This is a genomic window from Pseudoalteromonas sp. ATL1, assembly GCF_058933015.1.
The window spans coordinates 1-17,133 of sequence record NZ_JBZYXL010000002.1; the positions used below are offsets into that span (position 1 = coordinate 1).

Genomic DNA, 17,133 nt, shown 5'->3' on the forward strand with positions numbered 1-17,133 from the left:
AGTGGCTGGGGCGACTCTCAATCAGAAGTAGAAATGATTTTGCGTAATAAGCATGGTCAAGAAAGTCGCCGTGCAATTCGCAGTAAAAATTTAGAGGTAAAAGATGAGGGTGATAAAAGCCTGATCATTTTTGATGAACCACTGGATGTAAAAGGCACGGCATTTTTGAACTTTTCTCACCCAATTGAACCGGATGACCAGTGGTTATATTTACCTGCGTTAAAACGCATTAAACGCATTTCGTCACGTAATAAATCAGGGCCATTCATGGGCAGTGAGTTTTCGTACGAAGATATGTCTCCGTTTGAAGTGGAGAAATACAAGTACAAGTATTTACGTGACGAAACAGTAGATGGTCGTGCTTGCTTTGTTTTAGAGTACTATCCAGTCGATAAGTACTCAGGCTACCCGCGTCAAGTCGTATGGCTAGATAAAGATATGTATCAACCGATTAAAACTGAGTACTACGACCGTAAAGACAGTTTGCTAAAAACACTGATAGCAAGTGATTACAAACAATATCAGGGCAAATTCTGGCGTCCAGATCGACTAGAAATGACGAACCATCTTAACGGCAAAAGTACCGTATTATTGATGGCCAATTACCGCTTTAGAACAGGACTGGATGAACAAGACTTCAGTCAAAATACCTTGAAGCGTGTGCGATAATTCACTTTTCTAACCAGCTAAAGCGCCTAAACTTGGGCGCTTTTTTATTGCTACAAAATCCTAGCCACCGCAATTTCTGGTTAACATACCTATTCATTAATATGTGCATAAATCGTACAGCAAGCTTGTCTCTCATATGAGGCAAACCACTTTGCTTATGCACTGTTTTTTGTCAACTCATTTGAGATTCATGTTTGTCTCATGCATGAGACAAGTAAAGTGATAAATGAATCTTCTACTATAGACTTTTGTCTCACATGTGAGACAAACCAGTTTAGCTCATAGGAGCTATTATACTAATGTCTATAAAACGGGGATTTTAGATAGATTGAGAGTGTAGTAAAGTACGTCTTACATTTGAGAACATTCAAGTTTGAGTGCATAAAAAAGTTCGCGCCAAGGATGTCTAACTTGAATAGTTACAAATATTAAAAGTAAGTGAATTGTTAAGTTTTTGTTCCTTCGTCTGTTGACTTATTTATTTTATTAGCTAGTATGGTCCGCCTAGAACAAAAAGAAAGCAGAAACGCATTAAGTTACTGTATGTAAAATACAATTCCTTGCAGTTGTTGGATTTTAAAGTCGTAACACTATCTTGTAGATTCAAATAACGACTCAAGGTGTTGTGGTAAAGAAAGTGCTAACCATTTCATAAATGCGAAGAACGCATTACATTTTAGTTACTTTTTTACCATGACGAGCATTTATAAAAATAACTAAGTAGAGCAGATTGTGATTATTGTAAATGGACAACAAAAAGACGAGATCAGTGTTAAAGATCGAGGCCTTTTTTATGGAGACGGAGTTTTCGAAACTATCAAGGTCAGCGATGGCACGCCAAAGCTCTGGGCTATGCATATGGATAGACTCATCCATAGCTGTAATAGGCTGAAGATTGTGTTGCCTGATCTCAATCGCTTGCAAGCGGATGTGGTCGAAACAATAGAAAATACGGGCCCCAATTTAGTCTTAAAAATCATCGTCACTCGGGGTATTGGCACCAGAGGCTATGCATTTAGCGGTAACGAAAAACCAACCGTTATCGTCATGTCAGGCCCAGAGTATGTCGCTAATGAACGAGACTATATTGATGGGGTGAAAGCCATTTTTTGCGAAACCCAGTTGTCACACAATCATAATTTGGCGGGGTTAAAGCATTTAAATCGCTTAGAGCAAGTTATCGCAAGAGCTGAGTGGCATGACCCACAGATAAAAGAAGGCATTGTGTTGGATTGCGATGGCTTTGTTATTGAAGGGACGATGTCTAACTTGTTTATTGAAAAGGATGGTGTGCTTTATACACCCAGTCTCGATAAATCGGGCGTCAGTGGTGTGGTAAGACGTAAGTTAATTGAAACGCAAGAAGCGGCTAAAAACCCTGTTTGTGTTAAGAACATCACTAAAGATGAGCTACTTGGTGCTGATTCTGTCGTTATTTGTAACTCACTACTAGGCATAATGCCTTTGTCACAAATCGGCGATAAGGTGTTCACCGTTAGCCCATTAATAAAAGAAATTGTTAGCCAAAATCTCCACGATTGTAACTAACAAGCCAAGTTTGGTGCGTATTTCATGTATTTGTGAAATACGAAGTAAAAGATTAAATGGATCATATTTTTTACTAGAAGATGAGTACATAAAGGAATAGGTATTTGCAAGGATTAGGGAAAAGCAACTCTCGCTTACCTAACTTATCTACCTGTCAAATGCATCCTCTAGTGATATTAACTGTAATTAACCACAAACAATCATTGTTGATATTTTGGAGCGAAAATGTCTTATCATGGCAATTTATCATCGATAAAAAGGATGCTTGCACAAAAAGGGGAAAGACTTAGTGTCTCTAATCTAATTGATGTAGCGAGTGAACTACACGGCGACAAGAGTATATTTTTTCAAATGTCGGAAACCTCTACTGACAACAGTAAAGGGCTATCGGCACAATATTTAAGAAAAAGAGCCAATATCTATAGCAACATCTTAAAAAACAAATACCGTATAAACCGCTATGATAGGGTGGGTATTTTGCTGGATAACAGCATGGAATACCACATATGGTTCTTGGCCATTGCGCGAGCTGGTGGCATTGCAGTGCCAATGAATGGTGGCTTTGATAAGACGGAGCTAGACGAATATTTAACGCAAACTGGTGTGAATATTCTCGTTACTGAGTCTTGCATATGGGGTGACAGCTATCCAACACAGCAAGTAGAGCATTACATTAGTTTAGATGACAAAAATCTAGATGAACGCGGTTGCTACGTTGAAGATGCGGCGCAAGAACAATCCGATGAGTTCGATGGCATTAAGCTAAGCCCTGACGATGTTGTTCTTATTCCACACACATCAGGCACGACCGGTATTCCTAAGCCTGTTACGCACACAGATTCGACTTTAGTGGCTGTTTTACTGTCAAACTCAAAAGCCATTTTTACCTCTAAAGATGAGCAAGCAATGCTTGTTATGCCTTGTAACCACTGGATTTCACATTGTGCGTTTTTAGTGACTTTAGTGTCGTGTGATACCACTCGGTGGATAGTCAAAGATTACTCTGCAAAATTTATCCTCGAGAATATTGATAAGTACAAAACTAACAATTTCATCGCTTTTGCCGGCAACTACGCAAAAATGTACAACGAGGGGTTGGATAATTACAGGCTAGATACGATCAAAATGTGGGTGTCTGTTGCTGATGTTAGTTATGAAGTTCACCAACGTGCATTTGTACAAAAAGGTGCATTGTTACGTGTCTTCGGCAAAGTCGTCATGAAATCTTTATTTATTGACTTACTTGGTTCATCAGAAACGGGCGTACCGGCACTGATGAGAAGTATTTCGTCATATAGTAACCGTTTTGGCCGCTACCTAGGTCGCCCAGTCAACAATAGCTTAAAAGTCAATGTTGTCGATGAGTATGGGAATGAGGTGCCTGTGAATCAGCCTGGGCGACTGGTGGTAAGCGGCCCAACTATGTTTAAAGGCTATTGGAACAATAGCGAGAAAGAGTTGGGTGTGTTCCACAATGATTGGTGGTGGACGGGAGACATTGTTTACAAAGACCGTCGTGGCCGCTTTTATCACATGGATAGAGGTGTAAACCTAATTGAAACCAATAGTGGGCCAATCTCAACGCTTGCCATGGAAGAACAAGTAATAAAAGCAGCGGGTGTTTTAAATGCGTGTGTGCTGGGTCTGCACCTCAATGGTGATGACAACCCAAGTGTGGCGTGTGTGATCCATTCAGATGTAAAAGAAGACGAGTACGACTCTATTGTATCGGCTATTAAGCAGTTTGATTTGGCAAAGGAAATCAAACACTTTGTATTTACCTTGAATGAGTTCCCCCGTGGCTTAACCGGTAAAGTACTAAAAAGAAGCTTAAAGAGTCATGTCAGTGAGCACTTTGATAAGAATAAAGACCAAGGAATTAAAGAGATCAGCGTGGTTTGATGACGCATTTCTCGCTCACAATTAGAGTAAGGTAATAAAATGAAACTCACTCATCTAAACATAAACTATTTGCTTTGGGGGAAGTTAATGAATTCCCACTCAGCAGAAATAATTCAGATAACTGGCGACATCGATTTTGCACGTTTAAAAGAAGCGATTGCGATTGCCATTGATAAACAACCCATTCTGAAGTGTTGTATAAAACCGAGGTTGTTTGGATTTGATTGGGTGGCGCTTCCAGAAGGCACACCTATATCTATTGAACGCTGTGATTATAGTCACCTTTCGGAACTAGAAATTAAAGATAAAATTGCTGAGCATACGTGGTGTCGCAAAGCAGACTTTACTGCGGAACGATTAGTGCGCTTTTATCTGATTTACACAGGTGGTGATAAATACTACTTACAAAGTGTATCTCATCATGCGTCAGCTGATGCTCAATCGGGTTATAACCTGTTTAAGGATATTGCCAAAATCTATACGGCTTTAACGCACTCACAGCCGATAGATAGAAGCGAGTATGTCGTTAATCGTCGCGATGTCGGTCGTGTTTATCTAAATAAATTACCGTTTAGCGAACGGGTGAAAATATTCTGTCGCGGCATTAAAGCCTTTCTATCTAAACCTGGGTTTAAGGTAACGGGGTTGAACTTACCGAATCCGAGGGAAGAGGCGACTCGTTCGATATACTCGGATGCTTTGCCGGATGACATGCTAGATAAGCTGAAAAAGGCGGCTAAGCATTACAACACGTCGGTTCATGTGTTGTTTGTATTAGGCATGATCAAATATCAGCATAAGTTTAATAATGACACTGAGCGCTTAGGTTTTCAGTTGCTAGACGTGCTAACCATGCGTCAATTTTCGGACGAAGCCTCGGTATCTATGTCTTACGATGCGTTTAGTATCAACCACTTTAAAGACTTTGACACCAACAAGCCTGAAACCGAGATCATCAGAGATGTTACCGACTATATAACGGGTCTTAAAGATGGAAAGATCTTTGAAGACTGGTATCAGCAAAAACTCTGGGTTGGCGCTTTTTTGATGTTACCGCCTTTCTTGCGTACGAAATATGTGACGTCAGTGTTAGACGACAAACTTAGAAGCAACATGCTGATCTCAAACTTGGGCGTTTTCAATTTCGATTCATATGATTTTGGCAACTCAGAAGTCACTGACTTCTTTAGCTTTCCAAACGTGGGTGGTCCACTCAGACTCGGATTTTTCTTTTGCACGTTTAGAAACCGCTTGAAATTGACGTTGGTGTACGATTCTCGTTGCTTTACACAGTCTATGAAAGACGTCGTTGTAGAGCCGTTTACTAAAATCTTGAACGAGATCTGTAGCGTAGTGGAGCCGCCAAAAACGGTCCCTGCACCTGCAAAAGAAGCCAAGGTGGCGGACGCTGTTTAATACGCACAGCACACATAGATTTATTTACACATTATAAACTTAATATAGGAAAAAACTTATGCCGTACTTATTTCTAGGTCTAGCAATTCTGTCAGAAGTAATTGGAACTTCTGCATTAAAAATGTCTGAAGAGTTTACCAAGCTTGGTCCCTCAATTGTGGTAGTGCTTGGCTATGGCGCAGCGTTTTACTTCCTTTCGGTTGCACTTTCTTCTATTCAAGTTGGTGTTGCTTATGGTGTTTGGGCAGGCCTTGGTATCGTATTGATCACCATTATCGGTGCTGTGTTCTTTAAGGAGATCCCTGATCTGCCAGCCTTGCTTGGCCTGTTAATGATCATCATTGGAGTTATGGTTATCCATTTCTTCTCAAAAACAGCCGCTCACTAAGCTCAGGCAATACACAAAACAAATACGCATACCGAATGTTCTTTCGGTATGCAATTTAAAAAGAAAACTGGTTTTACTGAAAAACCCTAGGGGCTTTTTGTGTCATGAATTAGCCAAAACAGGGTCAATTAACACTTATGGGTAAGGATAAATTATGTTTTTAAATAGGGAAAAAGCAGTTGCTGATCAACTGATTCCAGAGCTAGCCGCCGCGTTAGAACAAAAATCAATGGCTGAGTTTGAAGCAAGCGATGGCCGTGAGCTATATCAAATTTTCAAAAACTGTGCGAACCCAGGTTTGATGATTGATAAAAACCTAGGTGGTTCTGGGGCTGACTTAGTATCCGCAGTGCGCGTCCATCGTTATGTTGGTAGTTTAAGCCCATCGCTTGCAATCATGATGACAATGCATAACCACACGACTTATGCATTAAACAAAGCGATGGATACGTCACTTGCGGTGACAGAGCAGACATTAAGTAATGTAGCAAATGACCGCTTGGTATTTTGCTCTGGCTTTGCAGAAGCGCGTCCAGGGGCAAACATTTTAAGTTCGTCAGTGACTTGTACGCCAAATGAAAGCGGCGACAAGTTTGTGATCACGGGTAGTAAAAAGCCTTGCACTATGACTGATTTAGCGGACCTTGCATTAGTCGGTATCGCAAATCCAAACGGTCAAGAGCCTGAATCAAGAGGGTTACTCATCGTTGATAACATGCACGCGCAGAACATCGAAAAAATACCGTTTTGGCCGGCTTCAATCTTGACTGCTACAAGCAGTAATGAACTTGCCTTTAGAGGTCTAGAGGTGAGTAAAGAAAACGTAGCCTTGATGGAAACAGGTGCGGAACCTGAGAAAACACAGCAAGCAATTGAAGTCACAGAATTGGTCGGTTTGAGTAGCTTCCAAGTGATTGTTGCTGCGTCTTATCTTGGTGCAGCATCACGCTTAGCTGCACTGTGCTTTGAAGCCAACCCCGCTAATTCAACAGATGTCAGCCAAATTGCAATCGAACTTGAAACCGCAGCGCTTGCACTGGAAGGCATGGCCGCACAAATTGATACGCAAATGCCAAGTGAAGCCTTGGTTGCTTCCTCATTGGCTGTACGCACCATGGTGTCGCAGTGTATTGAACGCGCGAATCAACTAGCGGTGATGAGCTTAGGTGGCATGAAGTATTTAGGCAATGAAGACGTTCGATATCTTCTTCAAGTAGCCAATTGTTTGAACTTCCACCCGTTATCTCGAGGTGAGCGTATTGATTTCATTCGCCACACTCTATGCCACAGTCACTTATAAGTGACTGTGTGGATGTTCAGTAACTTTACGTTACTCGTTTGAAGGTGAGCAGGCATGCTTATATGCGTCAGTGCACATGCCAAATCGTCGTTTTAATTTTAATATAGGCAAAGGGAAAAAGAAGTGTCACTAATTAACAGTTATCGAAAATTTTTAACGGGCAAACTTGAACTGGATATACCTATCGCCAAGTGTGAAGACAATAAGGTCTACACCAAAGATGGTCGAGTGGTACGTGATTACTTGTCACAATACGGCGCATTGCCTTTTGGTCACAACCCAGATTTTTGCGTAAAAGCGGTTGCTGAACATTTGCAGAATAAATCTCCTGTGTTCACTCAACCTATCTTTCAGGAAGAAACCGAGGTATTTGCTCAAGAGCTTGTTGATGCACTTGGTGGTTGGGCGAAGCACGTAACATTTGCCAACAGTGGTGCTGAAACCGTGGAAGTTGGCTTTAAAATAGCGCGTATTAAAACGGGCAGAAAGAAAATTCTATCTGTAGACCGTTCATTCCATGGTAAAACCTATTCGGCTTTATTAGCGACCAACTCGCGTCGTCATAATATTGATCACTTACGCAATTCAGATGATTCATTCTTCAAAGTGACATTAAATGACTTTGAAGCACTAGAGCGTGAACTTGAAACACAAGAATATGCCGCGTTTATTGTTGAGCCAATTCAAGGTGAAGGCGGTATGAATGTTGCCGATCCACTCTGGCTTGAACGTGCAAGAGAATTGTGTTCAAAAACACGTACGGCGCTCATTTTTGATGAAGTGCAAACTGGCCTTGGCCGTACCGGCAATATGTGTGCGGCAATGGATTTGGGGATCACGCCAGATATTCTATTACTTGCAAAGTCTTTAAGCGGTGGTTTGATCCCAACAGGGGCTGCACTGTATTCGAACTGGGTTTCAACGCCTGAGTTCGATAGAAAACATAGCTCGACGTTCGCCAACAATGGGTTAGCGACGGCGGTGGGTAGAGCGGTCATCCAAGAATTGCAAAAAGATAATGGTGCGGCACTCGCACATGTAAGAAAAATCTCAAACTTAGTGGATGAAGAGTGTGACCGCTTAGCGAAACAATATCCCGGTATCTTTAATTGCCGTGGTGCTGGTTTAATGAGAGCGTTGCAGTTTAAGGACACGCAAGGTGATACCAACTACTTTGTTACTTACATGCAAAATAGCGGCTCACTGGCTTGGTTGTTCTGTAGTTACTTGTTAAACGAACATAATATGATGGTCATGCCGTTATTATCTGACAAGTGCTCGATCCGATTTGAACCACCATTGAATACCAGCGAACAAGATATTAAAGACTTCTTCATGGCGGTGCAGAACGTATGTGATATCGTGAAAAATGGTCGTTACGACATTCTACTGGCAGGACTCGTTGGTAAACCATTATCGGACTTACCAAGTGTTGACCAGTATTATCCTGCTGCAAGAGCGGGCCAAACGGCACCCACTCATTACGCTGGGACAGGCAAAAAACGTGGTAAGAAATTTGCTTTCTTTATGCATTTTACCGTAGTGGAAGATTGTATACGCATGATGCCGAAGAGTGTGCACAGCAACTACAGTGAAGAAGAGATCCGTGAGCTGTGTGAGCTGATCATGGAAGTAGGGGCGGTAGATTATGCACCAGAAATTGCGCTCGAATTTACAGTCTCTGATGAACACACTTATGCCGATGGCTTGATGCTAATGAGTCCGATCCAAGCGCGCGATATGATGAACTTGCCAGCAGCTGAAAAAGTAAACTTGATGAAAGACTTTATTGCTGTTGCAAGACGCGAAGGAGTGGAATTCTTTGGCTTAGGTGCATATACCTCTGTTATTACACGCGGCGGTGAACAAAATCTTGAAGATATCGATGGATTATCGTTTACCACAGGCAACAGTCTCACTGCATTGGCAACCACAGAAACAGTTATTGAAGCGGCAAACCATAACTTAATTGGGTCAACTATCAGTATCATCGGTGCACGCGGTGCTGTTGGTAAATTGATGGTCAGTGAATTGTCTCATTGGTGTGACAACATCATCTTGATGGGCCGCCCAGGCACAGAAAGGCGTTTACTGGTCGAATTGGTGCCTATTTTATGTAAGTTGGCGTTTAGTGCAGAACAAAATGCGCAGCCGGGCTCTGTTATCGACAATATTCAAGAATATATAAATGCGTCGAAGCCTGAATTAGCAAGCTACATTGGCGCGTTAAACGAAGCGCCAGAAGAGGCGGTTACACAAGTAACAGAAGCGCTTTTGGCTGATGACTTAATCCTTTCTATGGGACTAAGAACGAGCGATAGCTATCAGTCAACTCTAGAGCAATCTGATTTTGTTGTGTCGGCAACCAGTGAAGGTAAAGCTTTCTTGAGTACTGAATTTCTCAAAGAAGGCGCGATAGCTGTAGATACAGCCCGTCCGTTCGACTTCATTGTGACCCCTGGGCAAAAAGCGGAAGTGCTTGAAGGTGGCTTAGTCATTCAACCGGATGCGGTACGCTATGGCGATATCAATATGGTTGGTTTACCACCGGGCATTAACTTAGCGTGTTTGTCAGAAACGGTTGCTTTGGCAATGGAAGGGTGTGAAGGGCAGTTTAGTAAAGGCAAATCTATTGCCTATTCACAAGCACGTTATGTACTGGATGTGGCAAGAAACCAAGGTTTTAAGCCATTAGGTTACTCGTCCACCCCATCTGGTAATGACTACGTTGATACGATTGAATCGGCGGAGCACGAGGACAAAGCTGAAGCGCTTGTATAACAAGCGCCTTATCCCATTTTTTAAATAACCTTCCTTTCTCAGGTTGTGTTTAGGTTTAAGGAAAGACTGTGAAAATTTTAATTGTAGATAACTACGATAGTTTTACGTTTAACCTGTATCAGTACATTAGCGAAGTGTTTGGTGTGCTGCCAGTGGTTGTAAAAAATAACGATGAAACGGTTAATGTTGAAGAATTTGATGCCATCGTCATCTCGCCGGGTCCGGGTACTCCATATAGAGAAAGCGACATCGGCATTTGCCAAAATATAATAAAAACAACAGATAAACCTTTGTTAGGCATTTGCTTAGGTCATCAATCAATTGTGGCTTGTATGGGCGGTGAAGTTGAGATCTCAGGTGTACCGTATCATGGCAGAGCAAGTGACATAGTACATGGTGGTAGTGGTGTTTTTGCGAATTTGCCAAATCCATTGGAAATTGTTCGCTATCATTCCTTGATTGCATATCAACCTTTGCCAGAGGAGTTGATTGCAACGGCATTTACGGAAGATGGCATGATCATGGGTGTAGAGCATCGAACTCGGCCTATGTGGGGTGTGCAGTTCCACCCTGAATCTGTGTACACCAATTGTGGTCGCCAGATAGTAGAAAACTTCAAGAACTTGGTCGACAAACACTATGCGCAGAGCAAAAAGCCAGCGCTACTTGCTGAGAAAGTGCCTCAAATGCAAGGAAATGAAGGACAACTACACAAAACACAGTGGCATTGTCATTTCGAAATACTCGATGTGGATGTGAAAACGGTTGATATATTCAAAACGTTTTACGAGAAATCAAAGTACAGTTTCTGGTTAGACTCTAGTTCGATAAATAATGCCGAAGCACGCTTTTCATTTATGGGTGATGCTGGTGGCGTTGAGTCGTTTTGGTTTGCCTATGACGTTGAAACTAAGAACATTACTTTAGATACTCATGGTAAAAAAACAGAATTTAACAAGCCTTATCAAGAGTTTGTAAATGAAACTTTGGCTGCAACAATTGTGGGTGCTGAAGATTTACCATTTGATTTTTGTGGTGGTTTGGTTGGTTTCCAAGGCTATGAACTGAAGGTTGAAACAGAATCGGTAGACAATAAATACAGCTCAAAACAGCCAGATGCATCGGGTATTTTTGCAGACCGCTTTATAGCTTTTGACCATAAAACTGGGCTTGTTTATGTCGTCGCAATTGAAAAAGATGCACGTAATGGTAGCGCCCAAAGCGAGGCTCAAGCCTGGATAGAGTTGGCATGCGCCAAAATTAAAACTGTTGAAAAAGAGGGAGTTAATGCATCGACGAGTACAAGTAACTTGTTGGAAAAATATACTCAATCTCAGCAGAATATCGAATTTGTGTTAGAAGATGGCGACAAAGAATATATTGAAAAAATAGCGCATTGTAAGGAATACATCTTACAGGGTGAAAGCTATGAAATATGTTTAACGAATCGTATACGTTCAAACCTGAACGTCGAGCCATTTGCGCTTTACAATGTGCTAAGACAAGTTAACCCAGCGCCACGCTCGGCTTATTTACACTGCCCTGAGTTTTCAGTGTTGTGTTCATCGCCTGAAAAGTTTGTCAGCGTCGGCAGAAATTCAGTCGTTGAAGCAAAACCCATCAAAGGCACTAGAAAGCGTGGCGCAACAGAGCAAGAAGATGCTGCACTTATCAAAGATTTGGCTGAAAGCGAGAAAGACCACGCTGAGAATTTGATGATTGTTGACTTACTGAGAAATGACTTAAACCGAGTGTGTGAGGCCGGTTCAGTTTGGGTTCCAAAGCCAATGCAAATTGAGACCTACGCGTCTGTGCATCAATTAGTCTCAACCGTACGGGGCCGATTGAAGGATCAAGAAACGCTGGCAAGCTTGTTCGGTGCTGCTTTCCCTCCAGGGTCAATGACCGGCGCTCCTAAGACGAGAACGCTTGAAATAATCGATCATCTAGAATCATCTGCTCGTGGGATCTACTCGGGTTCAATTGGTTACATGTCTTTAAATGGCGCGTCTGAATTGAATGTCGCGATTAGAACATTGGTAGCGAGCGAACATGGGTTAGAGATTGGTGTTGGTGGTGCGATCACTTGGCTATCTGATCCAGAGGAAGAGTTTGAAGAGATCTTGATCAAAGGTCGTGCCTTGATGAGGGCCATAACAAAATATGCGACGGGTGACGAAAATCGTTATCAAGTGATAGGTGTTACGTCCAATGATCAGGTCGATGCAGCATCAAAAGGAATTAATACGCAAAGTGAAGAAGCGCAACTTTGTACAGAGGAAGAAGGGTTAGAAGCGTGAACAAACATCATATAGTATTTGGTGAGTTAAATTATGCGATGGCTCGCTTGATTTTAACCTTAGCGACAGACAAAACAAGCGAACGTATTTCTGTCATCATTCGACAAAATTCGGATGAAGTGGCGTGCAAAAATGTTGTGTTTAAAAGTCTAAATGAAATTGCCACCAAGAATAATGTGTTGCTGAGTACAGCAGAGCTTGAAAAGCTAACAGTTTACAATCATGACAGCAATGCGGGCGTAAATGAAGCCTTGGTGGAAATCGAGCAACGACTGACAACGCTCGGGATTTACCATCACGAAACTGTGCACTGGGAAGTTGAAACGCAAATCAAACCTGCCGAGAATAAAGAGTACTATGCAAGGGTACTTAAATATTTACCGGGTGATGCCGACAGTCGCGTCGTGCAAGAAATTAAAATAGATAACGTGTTAGGTCCAGTTGGGCATTATCAAGATGAACTAGATACACCACTAAATCGTTTTATTTTTAGCCTGTTAGACTACTCATGCGAAATGAAAGGTCGTACGGTTAAAGTGCATATTCCAGAGAATCTGTCGTTAGAGTTTATGCCTTTTGAAAGTTATTTGGCTAACATTACCGGCGAAAAAACATCTTTAGAGTCTACAACGCCAAGCCTCAAGGTACTCGTTAAAGACCTTGTAACAGCGCTCGCTAAAGCGCTTGGTCTTGATCTGGCATTTGTAAATTCACGAGCCGATCAGGATGTTGATCTTATCGAGTTTATAGAACGTGAAGAGTTAGCTTTATCAACATTGGATGGTAAAGGCAAAGATGACACGTTAGCGCGTTCATTTTTAACAACGATTGAAGCACAAGTACTCGATGCAAAAACATGGAAAGACGATATAACGGTTGATGCCATATTATTTGCGCATGAAAAAAAGCATACTGAGTCACTCAACTTTACTGACAAACTCTTAAAGATCGCAGCTTCAGTTAAGCAAGACAAAGTGGCTATTCACCACTCTTTGGGTGACATGCAATATGGTGACTTTGAGCATTCAATCCAAAACTGTGTGTCTAATATCGTTAACTTGGATATCAAACCTGGTACACGTGTAGGTATTGTTGCTAACGATAGCGCATATTTCAGCATCGCAGTGTTGTCACTAATGTATTCGGGTTGCACCGCGATTATTATTAATCCTCTGCTAAAAGCTGAAACTATCGCACAAGCATTGAAGTCAGCGAACGTTGACATCGTATTTGGAGACGACGAATTTTTTGAGCTTGCAAGTGAAAGTGAACACTTACCTACGGGGTTAATTTCATTACTAGCGAACATCATGGAAATCGCGCCAATATGCACAAGAGCCGACGAAAAAGAAGTGATGAATTGGGCCCCGGCAAGAACGCGACCATTTGATTACGCAATAGGCATGTTCACATCGGGCACAACGGGTATTCCTAAGCTTATTTTGCATCGTCATCAAGATTTTGTGGTCGCTGCTGAACGTTACGCTGCACAAGTGTTGAATATTAACAGTAGTGACCGGACTTTCTCAGTATCAAGAATGAGCTTTGCGTTTGGATTACATAACTGTTTTAACGCTTTATACAATAGTGCAACGGCAATATTGTCGCCTCATAACTTATCTATTAATGACATTGTTGAGGCTATCAAGCTTTACAAACCGACCATTTTTTATGCGGTACCAACGGTGTATCAGTTCTTGTTAACTCACGACAACCTCAGCATAAATGACTTTATTACAGTGCGTTGTTTTGTATCTGCGGGTGACCGCATGCCGATCGAACTTAATCGTAAGTGGCAGAAAAAGTTTAATGCCGTGATCCTAGATAGTTTAGGCTCTACGGAGGCGTTTAGTACATATCTGACAAACATTCCTGGTACGAATCGAGCATTTGGTGATACTGGAAAAATAGTCCCAGGCTTTGATGCCAAGATCATGAATGAGCGTGGCATCATTTGTACGCACGGTGATATTGGCACACTTTGGCTAAAAGGCCCTACATTGCCAAGTCGTTATGAAAACAATGCCGCTGAAACTGAGGCGAGATTTAAAGATGGTTGGTATTGTACGAACGACATGTTCAAGTGTGATAAAGATGGCTATTTTCGTTACATCGGCCGTGCAGATGATGTGATTAAAGTGTCAGGTCAATGGGTATCTCCACAAGATATTGAAGATGTACTTCTTGGTCACCCGGATGTGGCAGAAATTGCGGTTGTTGCCGTGGGTGATCATGAGACAACGACTAGGCCGAAAGCATTTGTAGTAACCCACCGACAAGATCACGAGCTACTCACCAAAGAGTTGAAGGAATATGCAAAACAGAATCTAGAGAGATGGAAATATCCTCATCTATTTCAGTATGTAAATACATTACCAAAAACGGTCACTGGTAAATTGCAGCGCTACCGCTTAAAGCGCGTAGTTCCAGAATCAGTGATGTAATCATGAATAGACAGCGGTGACTAAGTCGACGAGTCGAAGCTTAGCCACCGAACACTTCATGTAAGTGAGTAATAACTTTTAATATAACGCTCTTCTTTCGAAGGATAGAAGCAAAAATAAATTAGTGACGGAGACAGAAAATGACGCAGAGTATAAGTAAGCTTGAGAACAATATTAACGCGCTTTCAACAAGACTAAATAACCATTCATTTTTGGTAAGATGTCGAGAAGGCTCAATCTCACTAGATGAACTAAAAGCATTTTTGTTACAACAAGGCTTATACAGTGCATACTTTACGCGCTATCTTTGTGCGATGATGGCAAACTTGCCGTCAAATGACCAGGTAATGGAATTGGCTGAAAACTTATTCGAAGAATTAGGTTTAGAACCGGGTAGCCCAACACCGCATCACATCATCTATAGAAATATGCTTGATAGTTTTGGTATCGAACTTGATTCGAGCAAAATTACACATGAAACTCAAGCACTTATAGATTGTATGTTTAAGCATTGTCGTGAATTAAACCCAGCATTCGGATTAGGTGCACTATGTATTGGTGCAGAGGCAATAGTGCCAGACCTCTATTCTAGCTTGGTCGCCGGCTTTAGACATCACGGTGTGCCGGATGAACAAATTCATTTCTTACTATTACACATTGAATGTGATGACGGACACGCTGAGACTTTGAATGATATCATGCTAGAAATTGCGGGTATGAATGAGTTCCAATTGGACAATATGATCAAAGCGGGTGAGGAAATGATAGATGCGCGCATGGCATTTTTTGATGCCATTGAAAATCAAGTTCGTCACACAGCTAAACTAGAAAGTGCTAGTATTGAGTTCTCGTAACAGTATGGAAGGAAACATGAGCACGACACTAAGTATGGATAAGCAATCTATCATGGCAAAAAGCCGTGAAGATATTGCGAAAAAACTGCCTGAAGGCGAATGGAATGAAAAGCAAAAAGTTGCACTAACTTGCCGAATTCTGTTTGCACAAGGTCATGATTCGGGACTAGCTGGCCAGATAACGGCACGTGGCGAATCACCTGGCGAATATTTTACTCAGCCATTTGGTTATGGCTTTGATGAAATAACGTCTGATAACTTACTCAAAGTGAATGAGGACTTGGAAGTGATTGAAGGAGATGGCATGCCAAATCCAGCAAATCGTTTTCATTCATGGATTTATAAAGTAAGACCTGATGTGAGGTGTATCATCCATACGCATCCGCCTCATGTTTCAGCGCTATCCATGTTAGAGCGACCGCTCAAGATATCTCATATGGATGCATGCATGTTGTATGAAGATGTTGCATTTTTAGCGAAGTGGCCTGGCGTACCTGTGGGTAACGAAGAAGGTGAAATTATTTCTGGCATACTCGGAGATAAAAGAGCTGCATTGTTATGCCATCATGGATTAGTGGTTGCAGGGCAGACAATCGAAGAAGCCTGTATGCTAGCAATACAATGTGAGCGAGCTGCAAAGCTTCAACTACTTGCCGAATCTGCGGGTGAAATAAAAGATGTTAGCCCGGAGTTAGCAAGAGAAGCACACGATTGGATCCTTCAGGATAAGCGTTCAAAAGCAGGGTTTGCTTACTATGCGAGGCGTACGCAAAGAGAGTACAACTTTACGGTTTGACTGTGAGTTAAAAACACTAAAAAAATAAGTATAAAAGTCAGTGATTTACAAGCTTTTACGTTATGTTAAATTACTGCCTTTTATACACTTCTAAAGTGTTTCTCCCCCTTCCATGCTTATCAGCAGACATCTGCTTACGTTCTAGCAGGTATATTTAATAGGGCGAGTTCAACGGGTGAGTTTTAAGTACATAAAAAAGAACACATCTTACAAATAGTAGTAGCTCGTGACACTTATCGTCGCAAAGTATGTTAGTTATTGCTTACATACTGATTGTAATAGATTTAATAGAATTTTCATCGGAAGCTGAGGGGTTGATGAGTTTTTATTTCAGTATGATGTGTTCTTTTACTAATACTATCAGTTCTTTCTTTTTTTCGAAATACTTAGTTCAAACAGAGAAATTTAAAGAAGGAGCAAGCATCAATTTTTCGTAATGGGCCTTTCGACCGTTAAACATATTTCATAAAGACAACAACAAGCGAGCCTCCATACTTAAAAGATTTTATGACTCTCAATCGCCATCCTTGGCTATGATTGACTACTTTGAGGTATATGGAAGTCTGTTTGCTTGTTTTAGTGTGCTAAGACGCTATGCAAAGCTGGCGGAATTTTTACTATGTCGCTTATGGCCATAGCGTTTTGTTATATAAGCCTACAAGGTATATAAATATTGGATTGATGTACGTTTTGGAAAAGAGGTAGGCAGAGTCAAACGTTTCAATAATTTATCGC

General features: G+C 41.5%; 11 protein-coding genes. All 11 read left to right on the forward strand.

All coding sequences use genetic code 11. From position 1 onward, the window contains the following. Window positions 1-669: outer membrane lipoprotein-sorting protein (locus AC5FX4_RS18295; RefSeq protein ID WP_493607854.1), on the forward strand; the 669-nt coding region annotated here is incomplete at its 5' end. A gap of 732 nt (window positions 670-1,401) precedes the next feature. Continuing rightward, window positions 1,402-2,217 carry an aminodeoxychorismate lyase gene (pabC, locus tag AC5FX4_RS18300; protein ID WP_493607855.1) on the forward strand — a complete coding sequence of 272 codons (816 nt, stop codon included), beginning with the start codon at window positions 1,402-1,404 and terminating at the stop codon, window positions 2,215-2,217. 225 nt (window positions 2,218-2,442) lie between these two features. Continuing rightward, window positions 2,443-4,119: a class I adenylate-forming enzyme family protein gene (locus tag AC5FX4_RS18305; RefSeq protein ID WP_493607856.1), complete on the forward strand. Its 1,677-nt coding sequence runs from the start codon at window positions 2,443-2,445 to the stop codon at window positions 4,117-4,119. Window positions 4,120-4,158: 39 nt separating this feature from the next. Next, on the forward strand, window positions 4,159-5,535 hold the full coding sequence (locus AC5FX4_RS18310; protein WP_493607857.1) for a condensation domain-containing protein: 1,377 nt from the start codon (window positions 4,159-4,161) through the stop codon (window positions 5,533-5,535). A 58-nt stretch (window positions 5,536-5,593) separates the two neighbouring features. Next, window positions 5,594-5,923, forward strand: coding sequence for a DMT family transporter (locus AC5FX4_RS18315; protein WP_493607858.1), 330 nt, complete (start codon window positions 5,594-5,596; stop codon window positions 5,921-5,923). A gap of 154 nt (window positions 5,924-6,077) precedes the next feature. Continuing rightward, window positions 6,078-7,223 (forward strand): acyl-CoA dehydrogenase family protein, encoded by a 1,146-nt coding sequence (locus tag AC5FX4_RS18320; protein ID WP_493607859.1) that lies wholly within the window; start codon window positions 6,078-6,080, stop codon window positions 7,221-7,223. 123 nt (window positions 7,224-7,346) lie between these two features. Further along, complete coding sequence (locus AC5FX4_RS18325; protein ID WP_493607860.1) at window positions 7,347-10,004, forward strand: aminotransferase class III-fold pyridoxal phosphate-dependent enzyme; 2,658 nt, start codon at window positions 7,347-7,349, stop codon at window positions 10,002-10,004. Window positions 10,005-10,072: 68 nt separating this feature from the next. Then, window positions 10,073-12,304: an aminodeoxychorismate synthase component I gene (gene pabB, locus AC5FX4_RS18330; RefSeq protein ID WP_493607861.1), complete on the forward strand. Its 2,232-nt coding sequence runs from the start codon at window positions 10,073-10,075 to the stop codon at window positions 12,302-12,304. Then, window positions 12,301-14,748: an AMP-binding protein gene (locus tag AC5FX4_RS18335; protein ID WP_493607862.1), complete on the forward strand. Its 2,448-nt coding sequence runs from the start codon at window positions 12,301-12,303 to the stop codon at window positions 14,746-14,748. Before pabB ends, AC5FX4_RS18335 begins: the two co-directional genes overlap by 4 nt. A 140-nt stretch (window positions 14,749-14,888) precedes the next feature. Then, on the forward strand, window positions 14,889-15,602 hold the full coding sequence (locus tag AC5FX4_RS18340) for an iron-containing redox enzyme family protein (RefSeq protein WP_493607863.1): 714 nt from the start codon (window positions 14,889-14,891) through the stop codon (window positions 15,600-15,602). Window positions 15,603-15,618: 16 nt separating this feature from the next. Next, window positions 15,619-16,398, forward strand: coding sequence for an aldolase (locus tag AC5FX4_RS18345; RefSeq protein ID WP_493607864.1), 780 nt, complete (start codon window positions 15,619-15,621; stop codon window positions 16,396-16,398). Window positions 16,399-17,133 lie beyond the last annotated feature (735 nt).

Bases quoted from the DNA above. Each gene is read 5' to 3' on its own strand.
- AC5FX4_RS18305 (WP_493607856.1), top strand. From the start codon at position 2,443: ATGTCTTATCATGGCAATTTATCATCGATAAAAAGGATGCTTGCACAA.
- AC5FX4_RS18310 (WP_493607857.1), top strand. From the start codon at position 4,159: ATGAAACTCACTCATCTAAACATAAACTATTTGCTTTGGGGGAAGTTA.
- AC5FX4_RS18315 (WP_493607858.1), top strand. From the start codon at position 5,594: ATGCCGTACTTATTTCTAGGTCTAGCAATTCTGTCAGAAGTAATTGGA.
- AC5FX4_RS18320 (WP_493607859.1), top strand. From the start codon at position 6,078: ATGTTTTTAAATAGGGAAAAAGCAGTTGCTGATCAACTGATTCCAGAG.
- AC5FX4_RS18340 (WP_493607863.1), top strand. From the start codon at position 14,889: ATGACGCAGAGTATAAGTAAGCTTGAGAACAATATTAACGCGCTTTCA.
- AC5FX4_RS18345 (WP_493607864.1), top strand. From the start codon at position 15,619: ATGAGCACGACACTAAGTATGGATAAGCAATCTATCATGGCAAAAAGC.